General features: G+C 46.5%; 16 protein-coding genes. 12 read left to right on the top strand and 4 right to left on the bottom strand.

Annotated elements, in window-relative coordinates:
- Window positions 1-205 precede the first annotated feature (205 nt).
- From xerD to ACMA1I_RS18075, 5 genes are all read left to right on the top strand, one after another.
- Window positions 206-1,105: a site-specific tyrosine recombinase XerD gene (xerD, locus tag ACMA1I_RS18095; RefSeq protein WP_337069841.1), complete on the top strand. Its 900-nt coding sequence runs from the start codon at window positions 206-208 to the stop codon at window positions 1,103-1,105.
- Between the two features lie 244 nt (window positions 1,106-1,349).
- Window positions 1,350-1,817, top strand: coding sequence for a MaoC family dehydratase (locus tag ACMA1I_RS18090; RefSeq protein ID WP_337069840.1), 468 nt, complete (start codon window positions 1,350-1,352; stop codon window positions 1,815-1,817).
- Between the two features lie 312 nt (window positions 1,818-2,129).
- A complete protein-coding gene (locus ACMA1I_RS18085) occupies window positions 2,130-3,161 on the top strand; it encodes a quinone-dependent dihydroorotate dehydrogenase (RefSeq protein WP_337069839.1) in 1,032 nt (343 codons plus the stop codon).
- Window positions 3,162-3,238: 77 nt separating this feature from the next.
- A complete protein-coding gene (locus ACMA1I_RS18080) occupies window positions 3,239-5,920 on the top strand; it encodes an FtsK/SpoIIIE family DNA translocase (RefSeq protein WP_337069838.1) in 2,682 nt (893 codons plus the stop codon).
- A 19-nt stretch (window positions 5,921-5,939) separates the two neighbouring features.
- The gene (locus tag ACMA1I_RS18075; protein WP_337069837.1) at window positions 5,940-6,584 is read left to right on the top strand and encodes an outer membrane lipoprotein carrier protein LolA; all 645 of its coding nucleotides are present in this window, start codon (window positions 5,940-5,942) and stop codon (window positions 6,582-6,584) included.
- Window positions 6,585-6,832: 248 nt separating this feature from the next.
- Here ACMA1I_RS18075 and ACMA1I_RS18070 read toward each other — a convergent pair whose 3' ends face one another.
- Complete coding sequence (locus tag ACMA1I_RS18070) at window positions 6,833-7,147, bottom strand: hypothetical protein (protein WP_337069836.1); 315 nt, start codon at window positions 7,145-7,147, stop codon at window positions 6,833-6,835.
- A gap of 377 nt (window positions 7,148-7,524) precedes the next feature.
- On the opposite strand from ACMA1I_RS18070, the gene pyrF reads away from it, so the two are divergent.
- The 7 genes from pyrF (at window position 7,525) to ACMA1I_RS18035 (ending at window position 15,407) form a co-directional block, all read left to right on the top strand.
- The gene (pyrF, locus tag ACMA1I_RS18065; protein WP_337069835.1) at window positions 7,525-8,346 is read left to right on the top strand and encodes an orotidine-5'-phosphate decarboxylase; all 822 of its coding nucleotides are present in this window, start codon (window positions 7,525-7,527) and stop codon (window positions 8,344-8,346) included.
- A gap of 123 nt (window positions 8,347-8,469) precedes the next feature.
- Window positions 8,470-9,762, top strand: coding sequence for a DUF2851 family protein (locus ACMA1I_RS18060; protein WP_337069834.1), 1,293 nt, complete (start codon window positions 8,470-8,472; stop codon window positions 9,760-9,762).
- A 32-nt stretch (window positions 9,763-9,794) separates the two neighbouring features.
- On the top strand, window positions 9,795-11,060 hold the full coding sequence (locus tag ACMA1I_RS18055; protein ID WP_337069833.1) for a hypothetical protein: 1,266 nt from the start codon (window positions 9,795-9,797) through the stop codon (window positions 11,058-11,060).
- The gene (locus ACMA1I_RS18050) at window positions 11,057-12,406 is read left to right on the top strand and encodes a N,N-dimethylformamidase beta subunit family domain-containing protein (protein ID WP_337069832.1); all 1,350 of its coding nucleotides are present in this window, start codon (window positions 11,057-11,059) and stop codon (window positions 12,404-12,406) included. The genes ACMA1I_RS18055 and ACMA1I_RS18050 overlap by 4 nt, the downstream gene beginning before the upstream one ends.
- Before the next feature lie 40 nt (window positions 12,407-12,446).
- A complete protein-coding gene (locus tag ACMA1I_RS18045; protein WP_337069831.1) occupies window positions 12,447-13,082 on the top strand; it encodes a NeuD/PglB/VioB family sugar acetyltransferase in 636 nt (211 codons plus the stop codon).
- Window positions 13,083-13,338: 256 nt separating this feature from the next.
- Entirely contained in the window at window positions 13,339-14,304 is a 966-nt protein-coding gene (locus tag ACMA1I_RS18040; protein WP_337069830.1) for a rhodanese-related sulfurtransferase, read from the top strand.
- A gap of 245 nt (window positions 14,305-14,549) precedes the next feature.
- On the top strand, window positions 14,550-15,407 hold the full coding sequence (locus tag ACMA1I_RS18035; protein WP_337069829.1) for a nucleoside phosphorylase: 858 nt from the start codon (window positions 14,550-14,552) through the stop codon (window positions 15,405-15,407).
- A 286-nt stretch (window positions 15,408-15,693) separates the two neighbouring features.
- Here the strand turns inward: ACMA1I_RS18035 and ACMA1I_RS18030 are convergent, their stop codons facing one another.
- The 3 genes from ACMA1I_RS18030 to ACMA1I_RS18020 all read right to left on the bottom strand — a co-directional run bounded on the left by ACMA1I_RS18030 (window position 15,694) and on the right by ACMA1I_RS18020 (window position 19,230).
- Window positions 15,694-15,981 carry a hypothetical protein gene (locus ACMA1I_RS18030; RefSeq protein ID WP_337069828.1) on the bottom strand — a complete coding sequence of 96 codons (288 nt, stop codon included), beginning with the start codon at window positions 15,979-15,981 and terminating at the stop codon, window positions 15,694-15,696.
- A 319-nt stretch (window positions 15,982-16,300) separates the two neighbouring features.
- Window positions 16,301-17,707, bottom strand: coding sequence for a dihydrolipoamide acetyltransferase family protein (locus ACMA1I_RS18025; RefSeq protein ID WP_337069827.1), 1,407 nt, complete (start codon window positions 17,705-17,707; stop codon window positions 16,301-16,303).
- 263 nt (window positions 17,708-17,970) lie between these two features.
- Entirely contained in the window at window positions 17,971-19,230 is a 1,260-nt protein-coding gene (locus ACMA1I_RS18020) for a competence/damage-inducible protein A (RefSeq protein ID WP_337069826.1), read from the bottom strand.
- Window positions 19,231-19,381: the final 151 nt, after the last annotated feature.

Here is a 19,381-nt window from a genome sequence, read left to right as displayed (position 1 = left end):
CCTAATATGCTGATGTATTAACCTGATATTTACTTAAATGGCTGAATTGTTAAATTGTTGATTTGTAGATGAGAAGATTTAAAGATGAATAACCAGAGCAGCCTGATAAAAGTTGATCAGACTATACTCGAAACTTTTAACTACCTAGTGCCCTATTACAGAAAAGAAAGTCTAACATCCAGCGTCTATAATCTAGCATCTTTACATGAACTGGCCCATCTGCATAAAACAATTTGAACAGTACCTGCAGCTAGAGCGCTCGCTCTCCGGCAACTCCGTGGAAGCTTATATCCGCGATATCCGGAAGCTGACGGATTTCATGCAGCTAAAAGCATATCATGAGAGCCCGGAGCAGATGACGCCGGTGATTGTGCGGGAGTTTCTGGAGTGGATAGCAGAACTGGGCATGACCCCGCACTCGCAGGCACGAACTTTATCCGGTATCAGGGCTTTTTACAAGTTCCTGATTATGGAAGACATGCTGGCCCACGACCCCACCGAGACGGTGGAGGCGCCCAAGCTAAACCGAAAACTACCCGATACGCTCGATTTTCATGAAATAGAGCAACTGCTAGCTGCTATCGACTTATCTACGCCGGAAGGTACACGCAACCGGGCCATGCTTGAGACACTTTACAGCTCAGGCCTCCGCGTGTCGGAGCTCCTGGACCTGAAGATGAGCAACCTCTACGAAGACATGGGCTTTTTAAAAGTGGCTGGTAAAGGCGATAAAGAGCGGCTGGTGCCCATTGGCCGCGATGCCCTCAAGCACATTAAGCTCTACCGCGATGGCATCCGTTGCCACCTTACAGTTAAAAAAGGGCATGAAGACATTCTGTTCCTGAACCGACGAGGCGCCAAGCTAACGCGTGTAATGGTGTTTACCATTATTAAAGACCTCACGGCAAGGGCTGGTATACAGAAGCAGGTGAGCCCGCACACGTTCCGCCACTCCTTTGCCACGCACCTGATAGAAGGCGGAGCCGACCTGCGGGCGGTACAGGAGATGCTGGGCCATGAATCCATCACTACCACCGAAATTTACACGCACCTCGACCGCGATTACCTGAAGCAGGTGATCAAAGACTTCCATCCCAGAAGTTAATAAACAAGGTGCAAGGCCTAACGGTGTGGTGAGAATCATATGGATTATGCTAATGAAAATGGCCTTCTGGAGGCTTTTTTAACCTTTCCGGGCCAAGGGTAGCAGAGTGGAGTGCTTATCGCTAGTTCGGGGTTTGGTGCCTTTTGTGCCGCACTTCTTCTAAAATAAATTTATCTTTAGAGCGCTTTAGCCAGTAAAATGGCACAGGCTCAGATCCGATCTTTCCATATAAAAACATCTATACATGAGTAAGCTTACCATCCGTAATTTTGAAGAATTTGCGCAGCACGAAGGCGCAGAACTCGGCGTGTCGGACTTCCACACGATTACACAGGAGCAGATAAACCAGTTTGCCGATGCCACCCTCGACCACCAGTGGATTCACCTCGATGCAGAGCGTGCCAAAACGGAGTCGCCGTTTAAGAGCACCATCGCCCATGGCTACCTCACGGTATCGCTGCTGCCTTACCTGTGGGGTAAAATTATTGCGGTTGAGAACCTGAAGATGCAGGTGAACTACGAGATTGAGAGTCTGCGTTTTAAAGAGCCGGTGCTGGTGGATAACCAGGTTCGTTTAAAAGCCAAACTGCTCTCCCTTAAAAACCTGCGCGGCATCGCCAAAGCGCAGATCGAGGTAACGCTGGAGATAAAAGACAGCAAGAAGCCAGCTTATACTGGTGTAATTACCTTTCTGTATCACTTCAACGATTAGAACTTTACAGAATTATTCTAATGAAAATGGCCTTCAAGAGGCTATTTTCGCTGTTTTATTCTAAGGGGCAGAGGGGCTGTTTTTATTAGGCGTAGTTGAAAACTACGCCTAACTTGTTTTAAAGCGTTCCAGGAGCTACTTGTTCCAGAAAATGCAAGTTTGCAGGTGTTGCATCTGCTGACGCGTTCAGACAAACTGTAAGGATTAATCCTCTTTCAAATTACATTTTGTAAACCAACACACTAATTTATTAGCACATTATACTTCTGCCTTTCTATCTTTGCTGGCACAGAAACCAACCTGCTAGCTGCCGTGTACAAAACCCTGATTCGTCCGCTCCTTTTCAAGATGGACCCCGAAAAAGTCCATTACCTGATTGTAGATCTTTTAAAGTCAGGCTACAAACTGCCGCTTTCTAAATCCATCAGCAACAGCCTTTTTCAGGTGCAGGACCCGCGGCTGGAGCGGGAGCTGTTTGGTATAAAATTTCCGAACCCGGTGGGGCTGGCGGCAGGCTTCGACAAAGATGCCAGGCTGGTAGATGAGTTTGCGAACCTCGGCTTTGGCTTTGTAGAGATAGGTACGCTCACGCCAAAGCCTCAGCCCGGTAACCCCAAGCCACGGCTCTTTCGGCTGCCGCAGGACAGCGCCATCATTAACCGCATGGGTTTCAACAACGGTGGGGTAGACGAGGCTGTAGTTCGTTTGCGTAACCGAAAAAGTAACATTGTGGTGGGCGGCAACATCGGTAAAAACAAAATAACGCCCAACGAAGAGGCCACCTCCGACTACCTCTACTGCTTTAAGGCGCTTTACGATGTGGTCGATTATTTTGCTGTGAACGTAAGCTCGCCTAATACCCCGGACCTGCGGGCGCTGCAGGAAAAAGAGCCGCTTAAGCAACTGCTGCTGGCCCTGCAGGAGCAAAACAGCAAAATGCCCAAAGCAAAGCCAATTCTGCTTAAAATAGCCCCTGACCTGAACGAGGCACAGCTCCACGACATTGTAGAAATAGCCGTAGAAGCCAAGCTGAGTGGGATTATTGCCACCAATACCACCATCAGCCGCGCTGCCCTTACTACGCCAAATGGACAGGTAGAAGCAATGGGAGCAGGAGGTCTCAGCGGAAAGCCACTCACAAAACATTCCACCGAAATTATAAGGTACCTGCGTCAGCAGTTGCCTCCCCACATTAAACTAATTGGCGTTGGCGGCATTATGACTCCCGAAGATGCCCTCGAAAAGCTGGAGGCCGGTGCCGACCTGGTGCAGCTCTACACTGGTTTTATCTACGAAGGGCCTGCGCTTATCAGCCAAATCAACAAGAAACTGCTTGCCCGATAATTTTTGAAATGATGCCCTTTTTGCTGAACGGTTTCAACTGAAAAATTGTAAATTTGAAATCTTAACTTGTAGAGGGTATGGCAAAGAACACTTACAGAAACGATGCAGTTAACGCAGGGCGGGGAAGAAACGAAGTACGAGGACGCAACGAACCACGTAAAGCAAATACACCTATAGGTGCAAAACCGAAGAAGGAAAAGAAGAAGTTTTCGTTTAAGCTGCCTACGATTTCCCTTCCGCGTTTTGAGTTTGCCTTTCTGAAAGACAAGCGGCTGAAGCTCTTTGTGGGGTTCTTTTTTCTGCTTATTTCCGTCTTTTTTACCATTGCCTTTGTTTCTTACCTCTTTACGGGGCAAGCCGACCAGAGTGTGGTAGAGTCGGTAAACGGCACAACCATGAAGGAGTCGGGGCAGGAGGCGGAGAACTGGCTTGGCCTTTTTGGCGCCTACGTCTCGCATCTTTTCATTTATGAATGGCTGGGCATTGGTGCCTTCTTTATCATCCCGATTACATTTTTTACAGGTTGCCGCATTGTATTTAAACAGGTAACCATTTCTTTGTCGCATGTGCTCAATTTCTGCTGCTTCTGCATGTTGTGGCTTAGTCTGGCGCTAGGGTATGGCGTACTTGTAACCGAAAAAGTAGATGTGCTTGGCTTTCTGGCTGGCGGCATAGGCGTAGAAAGTGCCATCTGGCTCACCAGCCTCATTAAGTGGGGAACCGGCCCGCTACTTGCCTTTATGCTGGTGGCCTTCCTTATTTTCTTCTTTAACATCACCAGCATCAACTGGAGCAAGGTGCTGATGTCTGACAACGATAAAGTGGATGTGGACAGAGGTAATGCTTCTTCGCTCAGTTCTGTGCTAAACTCCAAAACACGAGGTGTAAACCAGTATGCCAACCCAACTGCTTCGCTGCATGAGGAGGAAGAAATTGAGGAAGAGGAACTTTTCGAAGAGGAGGAATACCAGGAGGAGGAGTTTGAGGAAGAGGAAGACTTGGATGTGGAGGAAGAAGAAGCCATTAACCGGGCACTGGAGATAGAGCTAAGTACGCTCAAACCAGAACCACGGCCCACTCCTGTTAAACCAAGCGGTCCGCCAACCCTGGAACTTGAAATAAACACGCCACTGCCGGAAGAGCCGCAAGAGCCGGTGGTGCCCTTTGTGAAGCCTGCTGCACCACAACCACAGCCCGTAGACCTGGAGGTAGACGAGGCACCTGAGGAGGTGTTTGGCTCAGAAATGGAGAATTACGACCCAACCCTGGACCTCGCCCGCTACCAATACCCCACCATCGACCTGCTCAACGATTATGGCGCGAATAAAATACAGGTAACTAACGAAGAACTAAAAGCCAACTCCGATAAGATTGTAGAAACGCTCGGCAATTACAATATTGGTATTGCCAGCATCAAGGCCACCATAGGTCCAACGGTTACGCTCTACGAAATTGTGCCGGATGCCGGGGTGCGTATTTCTAAAATCAAGAACCTGGAAGATGATATTGCGCTAAGCCTTGCGGCCCTGGGTATTCGTATTATTGCGCCGATTCCGGGTAAAGGTACTATTGGTATAGAAGTGCCGAACACCAAAAAAGAAATGGTGTCGATCAAGTCTATTCTCTCTACCGAGAAGTTCATGAAGAGCGACATGGACCTGCCGATTGCCTTCGGTAAAACCATCACCAACGAGGTGTTTATTACCGACCTTGCCAAAATGCCTCACTTGCTCATGGCAGGTGCTACAGGTCAGGGTAAATCGGTTGGATTAAATGCCATCCTCACCTCGTTACTTTACAAGCGTCACCCTTCGCAGCTTAAGTTTGTGCTTGTAGACCCTAAAAAGGTGGAGCTCTCGCTGTTTAACAAAATAGAGCGGCATTTCCTGGCTAAACTTCCCGACACCGACGAAGCTATTATTACCGATACTAAAAAGGTGGTAAACACGCTGAACTCACTCTGTATGGAGATGGACCAGCGTTACGACCTGCTCAAAGATGCCGGATGCCGTAACCTGAAAGAGTATAACCGTAAGTTTGTGGAGCGTAAGCTGAACCCGAAAAAAGGGCACAAGTTTATGCCTTTCATTGTGCTTGTAATTGACGAGTTAGCTGACTTAATGATGACGGCCGGTAAAGAGGTAGAAACACCGATAGCCCGCCTCGCACAGCTGGCCCGAGCCATTGGTATTCACCTGGTAGTGGCAACACAGCGACCTTCGGTTAACGTAATTACCGGTATCATTAAGGCCAACTTCCCGGCACGTATCTCTTTTAAAGTAACCTCCAAAATCGACTCCCGCACTATTCTGGATGCCGGTGGAGCCGACCAGTTGATTGGTCAGGGCGACATGCTCTTCTCTATTGGCTCTGATATGGTGCGTATTCAGTGTGCTTTTGTGGATACACCAGAAGTGGATCGTATTTGTGATTTCATAGGAAACCAGCAAGGGTACAACGATGCTTACCTGTTGCCAGAGTTTGTGGGCGATGAGAGTGGCACTGAGAAAACTGATTTCGACCCATCGCAGCGCGATCCGATGTTTGAGGAGGCTGCCCGCATTATTGTGCAGCACCAGCAGGGAAGTACCTCGCTGCTGCAGCGCCGCCTCAAGCTGGGCTACAACCGCGCAGGCCGCCTAATAGATCAATTAGAATCGGCTGGCATAGTGGGACCCTTTGAAGGAAGCAAGGCCCGCGAAGTTTTAATAACCGATGAATACAGTTTGGAACAGTTATTGAATACGATGGTTAAGTAACAAAACCGAAATTACTGACATGAAAAAATTATTATCTGTTCTGCTGATAGTTCTGACATTTGTGAATCTGGCAAGTGCGCAGCAGGACCCGCAGGCGGGCAAGATTCTGAATCAGATGAGCGCGAAGTACAAGAGCATGAAAGCCTTCAAGGCGACTTTTGCTCAGACCCTGGAGAACCCTTCTGCCAAAGTAAAAGAAACCATGCAGGGCGACATCTTAGTAAGTGGGCCAAAATATCACCTCAGTGTAAGCGGTCAGGAGATTATTAACGATGGTAAACTGATGTGGACGTTCCTTCAGGACGTAAATGAAGTAACTATAACAGAAAACGATGCAGAAGCAGAAGCCATGTCGCCGAGCAAGATTTTTGATATGTATAAAAAAGGCTACAAGTACGCTTATGCTGGCACCGAAACAGAGGGTAACATCAACTACGACGTAATTGAGCTGTCGCCGGAAGATCGCAACAACCCGATTTTTAAGGTAAGACTTTATATTAACCAGAAAGATAGCACGCTCAAAAAATGGCAAATGTTCCGTAACAACGGCAACCGCTATACTTATGCCATCACTAATTTTCAGGCTAACCCAGATTTAGCTGCCGATGCTTTTACGTTTAATAAAGCCAAGCACAAAGGCGTTACGGTAGTAGACCTGCGATAAGCTATTGCTAGTTTAAAAAGAGAAAGGCTGCCCCATTTAGGGCAGCCTTTCTCTTTTTGGGCCAATATGTTCTCAGCAGTTTTTCAAGATTTTACCTCCGGAAGGCTATTTTCATTAGAAAAATTTGGTGCTGATTAGTAAATCATTGACCTGAGAGTCTGATTTTTTGTTTCAGATCCAAAGCTTCTCTTCTTAGCTTGAGAGAAGTTTAACATCTTACAGCTCTTAAGGTCCTGAGATTATCCTGCTCAATTCTGCCGCCTTGCTGCCACCACTTCCAGAAATTCAGGTCCGCCCTCAAGTGGGTAACCCGCTACTGGTATTCCTGATATTTCTACTTCTTCGTCGAGGTAAGTATCGAGGTTTAAAGATTCACTCTTAAGTGCGTATAACACGATGCCTTGTTCGGTGGTCAGTATGTGCGTGCCATACTGAAAATAGGAGGCTTGCTGTATTTTTACAAGACCAATTGCATTTACAGTGTTAATAGGAGCCACTTCCTCTTTTGTGCAAGCTATAGCCAGAAGAAGTAATACTGGTATATAGTAAAGTAGCTTTCTCATTTTAAATGGTTTAGTTATTTTGTAATATACCGTTGTTGTAGGTGTCTTGTTTTTTCTATTTGCGCAGTAGATCGTAATTTTTTGTGTAACGTACCTGCACGGCTTTACTAATCAGGCATCAGGTCTTAAAGTGAACAAAAGATGCTTACTCAATAACAATATTTTGATTCTCGTTTGAAAGAATTTAAAGGTGTAGGTAGTTTTTATGGGTTGGATGCTCCATGGTTCATGCTTCGCCTGCATATACCGGATGTAAAGCCACTGTTTAGCACAGCCTCTGAATAAAATGGCTTCGCTTGCTAAAGCTTCTGGAATGAAAACTTTCCGGGCCGCTGCGAAAAATGTAAATTTGTGGCACCTTACCAATTTTGCAGCGCATGACAAGAGTACAGTTATTTGAACAGATCCTTCAGAAGAAGTCGTATTTATGTGTAGGTCTTGATACTGATCCGGAGAAACTGCCGGAGCACCTGCTCGATACCAAAGATCCGGTGTATGAGTTTAACCGACAGATAATAGATGCCACCGCCGATTTGTGCGTAGCCTACAAACCAAACATTGCTTTTTATGAGGCGCAGGGGCCTGCAGGTTGGGTGAGTCTGACCAAAACACTGCAGCATATTCCGCAGCAAATTTTCACGATTGCGGATGCCAAGCGAGGCGATATTGGCAATACCTCAGAATTATACGCCCGTGCTTTCTTCGATAAAATGAACTTCGACTCTATAACGGTAGCGCCGTATATGGGGGCCGACTCGGTAAAACCTTTTCTAGGTAAAGCGGGCAAGTGGGTTATTTTGCTTGCGCTTACCTCTAACCCAGGCAGTCAGGATTTTCAGATGCTGAAGCTGGAGAACGGGGAGTCGGAATATTTATTTGAACAGGTCCTTAAAACCAGTGCCACCTGGGGTACTCCGGACCAGCTGATGTACGTAGTGGGAGCCACACGCGCAGATTATGTAGAGCGTGTGCGTGCTATTGCACCCGATAGTTTCCTGTTGGTACCTGGTGTAGGAGCACAAGGCGGAAGCTTAGAAGAAATTTCGCGATTAGGTATGAACAAAACATGTGGCTTACTGGTAAATTCCACTCGTGCCATTATTTACGCCTCCTCCGGCCGCGACTTCGCCGAAAAAGCCCGCGAAGCTGCCCTGGAAGTGCAACAGGAAATGGCGCAGTACCTGGAAAGGTACCTGTAGCAGAGGCTGGTAAACATTATAATCTATTGGTGACCTGATGAAGTAACATCAGGCCATCAACTCTATTTCTACTTTACCCTCCTTTGCTGTATTTATGTTTACAGTTTCTGCACCCGTTACGGCATGAAAGAAGATTTTTTATCTTACATCTGGCAGTATCAATACTTCGATAAAGTGGCCTTACGCACGGTGGCAGGCGAGCCCCTGCAGGTGCTGCGGGTTGGTTTTATAAATACCGATGCCGGTCCTGATTTTTTGGAAGCAAGGCTTCGTGTAGGCGAGGTAGAATGGTCAGGTAGTGTGGAAATTCATAGTAAGGCTTCTGACTGGCACCGCCACCAGCACCAGCAGGACCCTCGCTACGACCAGGTGGTGCTGCACGTGGTGTGGGAGGCTGATAAACCGGTACATCGGCGCGATGGCTCGCTAGTGCCTGTGCTGGAGCTTCAGAGTAAGGTAAAGCCGGATATGCTACAGGTCTACCAACAGCTGCAGCAATCTGCCAGTAGCATTCCTTGTGCAGCATTTTGGCCTTCTGTGCCGGAAATAACCAAAGCAGCTATGCTGGAGCGCACGTTGGTGGAGCGTTTGGAGCTAAAGGGCGCAGACATTCTGCAAAACCTCACACAAAACGGTAACGACTGGGAGCAGACGGCATACGAGCTGTTATGCAAAGGCTTTGGATTTAAAATAAACCAGGATGCATTGGCCAGACTGGCCCGGGAACTTCCACTAGCCGTGGTCCGGAAGCAACAGACATCGCTCTTTCAGGTAGAGGCGCTGCTGTTTGGGCAGGCAGGGTTTTTGGAACAGCAGGAAGTGGAAGATGTTTATACAAAAGGTCTTGTAAAGGAATTTAATTTTCTGCGCCACAAGTACCAGTTGCAGCCAGGCTTGCAGCGCCAGCACTGGAATTTTCTTCGTTTACGCCCTGCCAACTTTCCTACAGTGCGCCTGGCTCAGCTAGCCGCAGTGCTGGCAGTGCACCAGCACCTGTTCTCGAGGATATTAGAGGCAATAGATGTGAAGGCTTTTGAGACCTTGTTTATGGTGCCGGTTTCAGGCTATTGGCAACAACATTATATGTTCGGACGTGCACTAACCTCCCCACAAACTGGCATTGGAAAGGGAAGCGTCCATAACCTTATCGTCAACGTGGCGGTGCCGCTATTAGCCGCTTATGCGCAGTATACGCAGGAGCGGGCTTATCTCGAAAGAGCGGTAGCGCTACTGGAAAAAGTGAAAGAAGCATCGAACAAAATTACGCGGCAGTATGAGGAGCTGGGCTGGAGGCCCTTATCCGCGGCAGATAATCAGGCGGCTATCGGACTGTTTCAGCGCTACTGTCAGCCAATACACTGTCTCCGCTGTGCTATCGGCCACAAAATTCTAAAACAAAGCCCTGCTACCACGTGAGCCAGCTGCTAATAATCTTAAACTTATTCTTTTTGGCTGGGCTTGTATTTTACCTGCGTAAGAGCTCGTGCTCTTCAGAATTAAAACCTTATTTTTATCCGGCCCTGTTTTTAAAGCTCCTATGTGGGTTATTACTTGGCGTCCTCTATTTTGAATATTACCAGGAAGGCGATACGCTGCAGTATTACCGAAGAGGCCTTTGGGCAACTGACATTATTTCTAAAGAAAGCCCAGCGGCGTATCTAAAGTATTTGATTTTAGATGTGGTACCGGCCTCCAATCCCTTGGCTCCTGTGCAGGTGTCGTACTATAGCAGTGCCTGGAACATGGTAAAGCTGGTAAGCATCCCGCTGGCCCTGACTGGTGGAAATTATTACCTTAGCTCATTATACCTTACTTTATTTAGTTTTGCAGGCTTGTGGTTTTTGGCTACCAAGCTAAGTCAACAATTTCCGGGTACAGCAAAAGCAGCTGTTCTGGCCTTTCTATTGATTCCTTCTATTATGTTTTGGTCTTCGGGGGTAATGAAAGAGAGTTTTATCATGGGTGGCATGGGCTACTGTATAGGTTGGTTGGTAGTCCATAAATCAAAGGGCATAGCTGCTAAAGTGTTTAGTGTATTGTTTGCTATTGCAGGGTTGTGCCTAATCTGGTATGTAAAGTATTTTGTGGCTATAGCCTTAGGTCTGTTTATGATACTTGCCTATATCCTAAAGTATTTAATGAAACCCGAAGAGAAAGAAAAGAGGCGGTTCAATTTTAAGGCGCTTTTTGCAATGTTATTTAGTTTGGGGGCTGTTGTGTTAGCTTCGCAATTGAATTATAACCTGAACTTCGACCAGATGCCGGTCACTATCTACGAAAATTATCTCAAGTACAACCAAATATCGGCAAACAGGCCAAGTATACAGTTGCCTGCGCTGGAGCCTACTTACCTTAGTTTTGCGGCCCATGCACCCGAGGCCCTGATAGGAGTCCTGTTTAGGCCCTTTCTTTGGGAAGTTTATAATCCCATAACACTGGTTGCCGCTATAGAGAATGCCTTTTTGCTGCTACTGGTATTTGTTTTCTTAAAAGATGTCATTCAAGGGAAAGTGCATATAAAAGCACACCGCCACCTGTTGCTGGCAGCTTTGTTGTACATACTGGTTATGGGTGTGTTACTAGCCTTTAGCATGCCCAACTTAGGAACCTTAAATAGGTACCGGATCGTAATTTTGCCTTTTCTGGTTTTTCTCCTTTTGCAAAGCCCGTCCAGCGCTCGCTTATTGTCTAATAGTAAACTAGGTAGATTATGACTAAGCGACTGGTATTACTGTTTGTGGCTTTTCTGATCTCAGTGGCCTCCTGGAAAGTTGGATCTTATTACTTTGAGAACAAGCTATATTTTCATTACCTGTTAGAGGCTTACCTGGAAACCCGCAAGAGTGTTGTAGAAGATGGTTATACCGATAAAACTTCTTACGAGGTAGGAGAGGAGCAACAGGTATACATTAACGCCAAAACTGCTGGCAAAGCTCAACTGAGGTTGTATGACATAAATGGGAAAGTTTTGGATAGTGTGCAGGCAGTGCTGCAACCACAGCAAAAAGGACCAAATCCTAGCGAAGCAGGCTATGGCTATCAGTCTACTTTTGTCTATAAACTGGCAAAGCTGCCAAGCGGCTTATACTTGTGGGAAAAAAAGATTCCTTTTGTACTAAGAGGAGAGCAGGCAGAGGTAGTAGTGGTGTATTCTTCTAATACTGTAAATGCCTATAACATATCGGGTGGCAAAAGTTTATATCGTATCTTCTCCGAAAAAACGCATGTTGTTTCTTTTCAGCGCCCCATGCTACCTGCCATTTCTTTTTTCACGATAGACGGACTCAAGTGGCTTAAAAATTCTCCGTACAAGATTACTTATATAAATGACCAGGATATGGAGCGGCCTGGTATATTAGCCGGAGCCAAAGTTGTACTGATAATAGGCCATAGTGAGTATTGGTCGAGAACCGCTCGCAGGCAGCTAGACGAGTTTATAGATGCAGGAGGAAACTGTATGATATTATCTGGCAACACGATGTGGTGGCACGTGCGGTATAGCGAAGATGGTAGCAAACTGATCTGTTATAAAGAAAAACCTGATCCTATAGCAGTTGATGGTCTGAAGACAACCTTCTGGAACAACCCTGTTTTGGAGTATCCACTCACTCCCAGTATTGGAGCCGATTTTAGTAGAGCTGGTTATGGACGAAAGAGCAATAAGAGTTTTGGAGGATACAAGATCGTGGAGCCAAATTCTCCTGTTTTCGCTGGTGTAAACTTAAAAGCGGGCGATGTACTGCAGGTTTCAACCAAAGAATACGATGGAGCACCGCTGCTCGGACAGGAGCCTGACCTTCAGTTAAACAAGGAAGAACTTGGTTTTTACAAAGCTGAATTACTAGGTTATGATTATGCGGTTGATGCCAAGCCAGGTTTTGCGACTTTTATTCTTTTTCAGAAGACACCAAGTTCAGGAGTTGTATTAAATACAGCCACAACAGACTGGTGCGGACCGCATGGCATGGGTGGTCCTGATTCGGTGTCCATCAGAAAAATTACGGATAATGTTTTAAAAGGCATGTTGCAGAACAAAAACCTGTTCTCTGAAGCACCATAAATCCATTCTTCGTACCTTTGCACATTATTTTAGAAGAGCTATGCAAAATCCTGTAATAATACTTGGTGCCCAGCAGTTAGGTACCGCCGCCCTCGATGTCTTTAACAGCAACAACGTTATCGTGTATTGCTTCCTGGACGATAGCGAAAATCTGCAACAGACCGAGATCAACAATGTATCGGTGATGAGCCGCACCGAAGACAGTGAGTTTCTGAAACTGATCGGCAAAAAATGCGATGTGTTTGTAGCCGTAGAAGATGCTGCTGCCCGGAAAGGCCTTATTAAGATGCTGAAGTCTGAGTATGAGGTGGTGCCGGTTAATGCCATACACAAATTCAGCGCCGTGTCGGAACATGCCTGGTTAGGCCATGGAGTAATGGTGGGCGCTGGTGCCATTATAAACAACAACAGCAAAATAGGAGATAATAGCCTCATTCAATCAAGAGCAGTGGTAGATACCAACGCCGAGATTGGTGCATTTGTGCACATTGGGGCTGGTGCCATTATCAACTCCGAGGTGGTAATAGAAGAGGGAGCCTTTATCGGTTCCGGAGCCGTTATTGTATCGGGCGTGAAAATTGGGAAGAATGCCCGTGTGGGAGCTGGATCGGTGGTAGTAGCCAATGTGCCAGCCAAAGCTACCGTGTTTGGCAACCCAGCTGCGCCAGTAAAATAAACTTTTTGCAGCTGTACTGCTGTTATGAGAGCAAAAATGATGTAAGTTATTTTAAAGTAAAGTAGCTGTTGCTACTTTTGCGCCTCGTTCTTTAAAATAGAATTTTTACCCTTGGCACCCAAACAGGTTTTCTGCTTTGGAAGGTCAAAATCATTAGAATTATTTAGTTGAAGAAGTGGAAGTAAAATTCTACTCACTCAATCACTCATATAAAATTTAACACTTAAAAAAAACACTTAGCTGCAACTAAGCCGTTATGAACAAAGACTATAGCATTCTCCTGTACTATTGCTACACGCGAATAGAAGATCCTGAAAAGTTTAGAGAAGAGCATCACCTGCTTTGCCTGGAGCTGAACCTGCTGGGCCGCATTATTGTATCGGCCGAAGGGCTTAACGGTACCGTATCGGGGCTGGTGGCCGACTGTGAGAAATACATGGCCGCCGTAAAAGCCGACCCTCGTTTTGCCGGAATCGATTTTAAGGTAGACTATTCCGATAAGCATGCATTTGCTAAACTGCACGTGCGTCATAAACGCGAGATTGTACACTCTAGCCTGCTACATATTAAGCCCTACGAAAAAACAGGGCAGCACCTGGAGCCATCCGAATTTAAGCTGATAAAAGACAGCGATGATGTGGTGCTGGTAGATGTACGCTCTGATTATGAGCATTCTGTAGGTCACTTCAAGGGTGCCCTAACCTTCAACATCGAGAACTTCCGTGACTTTCCAGAAAAGGTGGAGGAACTAAAGCAGTTTAAAGACAAAAAAATAGTGACTTACTGCACAGGTGGTGTGAAATGCGAAAAAGCGAGTGCCTTTTTGCTCGAACAAGGTTTTGAGAATGTATACCAGCTGCATGGGGGCATAATTAAATACGGCCTAGAAGAAGGCGGCGAAGACTTTGAAGGGAAGTGCTATGTGTTTGATAACCGCGTGGCCGTAGAGGTAAACAAGGTAAACCCAACCGTGGTTTCTGAGTGCCATGTGTGCGGTACCAAGAGCGACCGTATGGTAAACTGTGCTAACCCGGTATGTAACATACATGTGCCCATTTGTGAGAAATGCGGTTGGGAACTGGAAGGTGCTTGCTCCGATACCTGCAAATCCCACCCTGAGAAGCGCGTGTACAACGGCACCGGTTACTATCAGAAAGAAATGAACGGCTACAATCCTTTAAAAGGTTTCAACCGTCGGAAAGAAAAAGACGTATCCATATAGGCATAATCTTGAAGTAAAAGAAGAGCGTGTGTTTTAACAGACCACGCTTTTTTTTATTTTCTGCAGATTTAGTAGCTTCATATAAGAGGGCACTAACACTGCCTGTTACAGTACTGCCTGGTATGCTACCACAAATGAATAGCTCCGGAAGGCGATTTTTATTAGAATAATTGCTGCCCACGTTTATAAAATGATTGCATGCGCCTCACTAAACTTCCATAACCATAAACTACAACGCTACCACTATGAGTGCTATTCCAGATTCTGAACTCATTCTCAACCCAAACGGCTCCATTTATCACCTCAACCTCCTGCCTGAGCAAATTTCCGACACCATTATAACAGTTGGAGACCCAGACAGAGTAGGGGCAGTAAGTAAATATTTTGATGAAGTAGAGTGCCATATTGTAAAGCGGGAGTTTATAACACAAACCGGTTACTACAAAGGCAAGCGCATAACGGTTATATCTACAGGCATGGGTACCGATAACATCGATATTCTGATGAATGAGCTGGATGCGCTGGTTAATATTGATTTTGTGTCGCGGGAGCCTAATCCAGAGCCGATCTCTCTTAAAATTGTGCGCGTAGGCACCTCCGGATCGCTACAGGAAACAGTGCCGCTGGGGAGCCTAGTGGCTTCGCATTACGCCGTTGGGCTGGATACGCTCATGCAGTTTTACCCGCTGGAGCAAAGCCAGACGGAGCAGGAGCTAACCAAGGCCCTGCAGAAATCCCTTGGCATCGGTTTTCAGCCCTACTGCGTTAATGGGTCGCTGCACCTGATCAATGAGATCGGGTACGATATGATACCGGGGAATACCCTTACCTGCCCTGGATTTTATGCCCCACAGGGGCGTGCGCTGCGGGGTGGCCTGCTGAATCAGCAGCTGCTGGATGTTTATCAGGGTTTCAGCCTTGGGGATTTCCGCTTTACCAACTTCGAGATGGAAACTGCCGGCTATTATAGCCTGGCGCGGCTGCTGGGGCACCAGGTACTTTCTTTAAACGCCATTGTTGCTAATCGCATTACCAAAGAGTTTGCTAAAGATGCCAACGAAATTATAGATGACCTCATTTTGAAAGTGCTGGAAAGGATATAGATATTTAGCAAGGGGCTGGCTAAATTTGGAAGGAGGAGAAGAGTTTTTACTCATCTGAGGGTTTTAATAGCTGCAAACTAGAGTTAGAGTAAAGCTAGCGTCTTATAAGTGCCTGAAAGCCTCTGGAAGGGCAAAATCATTAGCATAATTTGAAAAACTGATCAGTATGATGATTGCCGTTTTTATCTGAAACTACGGCAGCTAAAGCAGAACAGCCAGCAGAAGATTTTATCTTTTGCTGGCTGTTTATGTTTTTACAAGTGTTGAGGTAGGGTAGAGGGTGGAGTTAACAGTTTTCAACTTTTAAAATTGAGTGTAGTGGTAAAAAGGTGCCGGCTTTCAGAAGCACAAACTTATCGTCGCTTGCCCAAACAGTGGTCTCTACCTTCTTTATTTCGCCTTGGTCGGTGCAAAAAGTAATGGCAGCTTTATTTCTAAAGGCATTGCCTAGAATGGTAGCCCTGTTAATATCGTAGTTACGACGGCTGCGAGCCATCGCATCTTTCAGAACATCTTCTTTACTGAAATGTAAGGTGGGTATTCTTTCTTTCTCGATGAGGTTTGCGGTCTTCATGTGATCTGATTTTATTGACTTACTATCGTTTGTTAGTATAACGACCGAATATATTATTTTAGTTCTGAAGTGGCAAATAATTTTTTACAAAATTGTTGAAAAAGTAAAATTGTAAAACTAGTCCTGCTGTTTGTAAGGAAACAAGGTTTGATCTCCTTTAAGCTGCAGCAGGAGCAGCTAGGAGGCAGTAAGAGCAGATTAGAAGTAAAAAAACCTGCTCCCGATCGGGGCAGGTTTTTTGTATTAGAAGTCTGTGGTATTTAAAAAGTACAATTTCAGTTGCAGGTGTTTTGTTGAATCATTAGCTTGATAACCAACACTATATCATTGTATTAGGGTCAAAATTTTCCAGGTAATCGGCTACTCTGCGTACAAACATACCGCCTAATGAGCCGTCCACCACGCGGTGGTCGTAAGAGTGTGATAAGAACATAAAATGGCGGATACCAATCAGGTCGCCTTCCGGAGTTTCTATAACGGCCGGTTTTTTCTTGATGGCTCCCACGGCCATAATGGCTACCTGCGGTTGCATGATAATAGGGGTACCCATTACGTTGCCAAAAGAACCTACGTTGGTGAGCGTGTAGGTGCCACCTGATAGATCGTCTGGCGAAAGTTTATTGGCACGTGCTCTGTTGGCCAGGTCGTTCACTTTTTTAGTCAGGCCGTTCAGGTTCATCTGGTCGGCTTGTTTGATGTTAGGTACAATCAGGTTTCCGCTTGGTAGTGCCACGGCCATACCAATGTTAATGTCTTTGTGGCGGATAATGTTGGTACCGTCAACAGACACATTGATAAGCGGAAAATCTTTGATAGCTTTTACTAGTGCTTCTATGAACAAAGGCGTAAAAGTAAGGTTTTCGCCTTCGCGTTTCTTGTAAGCGTCTTTCCACTTGTTGCGCCAGTTTACCAGGTTGGTTACATCTGCTTCTACAAAGGAGGTAACGTGCGGAGAGATGCGTTTGCTTTCTACCATGCGGTCGGCAATCATGCGGCGCATGCGGTCCATTTCTATTATTTCGGAAGATCCGGAGTAGGAGGCCGCTGGTTTTGCCGCCGCAACAGCGGTTGGCTGTGGTGCAATAGCTTCTGGTTGCGATTTGGCCGGGGCCGGAGCTTCAGCCTTTACTGCAGGCTGTGGTGCAGCTGGTTTGCTTGCTTCCTGGGCCGGGGCTGCGGCAGGTGCGCCTTCCCTGGTTTTCAGGTAGCTCATAATATCTTTTTTAGACACACGACCGTCCAGTCCTGTTCCTGGTATGTACTCCAGTTCCTCCATCGAAATGCCTTCTTCGCGGGCTATGTTTATAACCAGCGGAGAGTAAAAGCGGCCTGGGGCGGGCTTATCCAGCTTTGCGGTTGTAGCGGCAGCTTGCGGTGCTGCGGCAGGTGCATCCTCTTCCTGAGGTGCTGGCTCAGGTTCCGGGGCAGTTATTTCTGTTGCTGCAGATTCGCCTGTTGCCGAATTGGTGGGGGCGGTTTCTTCGCCATTGGTGCTGATAATGGCAATAGGTGCTCCAACAGCTACCACATCGCCTTCCTGCACCAGTATTTCTTTTAGTATACCTGCTTCAACGGCCGGAACTTCGGTGTCCACTTTATCTGTAGCAACTTCCAGCACCGACTCATCTTCTGCAATTGGGTCGCCTACTTTTTTGAGCCATTTCAGAACAGTGCCTTCCATAATGCTCTCACCCATTTTAGGCATTACCATTTCTACAAGTGCCATGCGTCTTCGTTAATTGATCGTTGTTCGTGGATCGTGATTTGAGAATAGATATAGTCTGAAAAGAGAGCCTACACAACTCAGGATTTTAGTAAAACAGGTTTATGCCTGCTCTCTTTCTATATTTACAAGTACATATTGCCTTGCCAGGTACCGCTTTTAGATTTTAATCAGCAGTTACTCATTAGCTAATGACTGGTAGCTTTTTAGAGCAGAGTAAGCCTGACATCAAAGCCAAAAATATAGACAAAGGTAAGTATTTTGAGCTATTCCTCAACGGTTCCTGTTAAACTTTGCCTGATTAGGTTCAGGGCTACCATAGCGGTATACTCAATATTTAGCAACCTGCCTTTGTTGTAACGAAGTTGCTTGGTAACTGTTTTTTCTTTGTCGGAATAGGCTATCCAGATGGTGCCCACTGGCTTATCGGGTGTGCCTCCGCCCGGGCCTGCAATGCCGCTTGTGGCCACCCCTACATTTGTGCCGAATTTCAGGCGCACGTTTTCAGCCATTTCCCGCACCACCTGCTCGCTCACGGCACCGTATTGCGCCAGTATTTCGGGGTTCACCTTGAGCTCCTTTACTTTCACATCGTTGTGGTAGGCTACCACGCTGCCCATAAAATACATAGAGCTGCCGGCAATACTGGTTATTTTGTGAGCCAGGTAACCTCCAGTGCAGCTTTCGGCGGTGGCAATGGTATAGTTGCGGGCATTCAGCAACATGCCTACCACTTCTTCCAGGCTAATTTCGCCATAGGCAAAAATGTAAGGCGAAATAAGGTCGGTGAGTTGGTTCAGCTGCTCCAGCAGGTCGTCTTCCAGCTTTTCAGGCTCCTGCCCGGTGCCGGTTAGCCGGAGCCGCACACCATTAATATGCGGCAGGTAAGCCAGCCGGATGTGTGGAGGCAAACTAGTTTCCCAAGGTTCCAGGGTTTCGGCCAGCGTAGATTCCGGTATACCTACTGTCTGCACCACCTTGTGTATAATCTGGGGGGGATCAAAAAACGCTTTCAACTGTGGCAGCACGATGTCTGTCATCATTCGCTTCATTTCGAAAGGCACGCCGGGCATCGATACAAATACTTTCCCGTCTTCCTCAAACCACATACCCGGTGCTGTTCCGATAGCATTGCGCACCGGGGTGCAGGCGGCTGGCAGAAAGGCCTGCTGCCGGTTCAGTTCACTGAGCTCTATATTGCGGTTTTTAAAAATTGCTTGCACGTCGGCCAGCGAAGGCTCGTGCAACTGCAACTCTGTATGAAAATATTCAGTCAGAACTGTTTTGGTAAGGTCATCTTTGGTGGGGCCCAGGCCACCGGTTATCAAAATAGCGTCGGCACGGGTGCGGGCATCATTCAGGGCGGCCACAATATGGGTGGCATCGTCAGATACGGAGGTTATCTGCTTTACCCTGATGCCTATTTTTGTAAGTTCGGTGCCCATCCAGGCGGAATTGGTATCTACTATCTGCCCGAATAGGATTTCGTCTCCTATGGTAATGATCTCTGCCGTGACCGCTTTCATTTTGTACTTTGGTCTGATTTATGATTAAGAATAAAAAACTCGTGCCACACCAATTTGTTTTAGATCAAGAGAAATTGAAACCCGGAAATTAAAGTCTGCTGGAGAATAATTTCTAATTTTGATTTTCTAATTTTTAATTTGCTGCTGCACT

It is taken from the genome of Pontibacter sp. 13R65, assembly GCF_047525655.1.
Taxonomy (GTDB): domain Bacteria; phylum Bacteroidota; class Bacteroidia; order Cytophagales; family Hymenobacteraceae; genus Pontibacter.
Note: the sequence above shows the minus strand (reverse complement) of the source record. Positions and strands in the feature narration are given on the sequence as shown.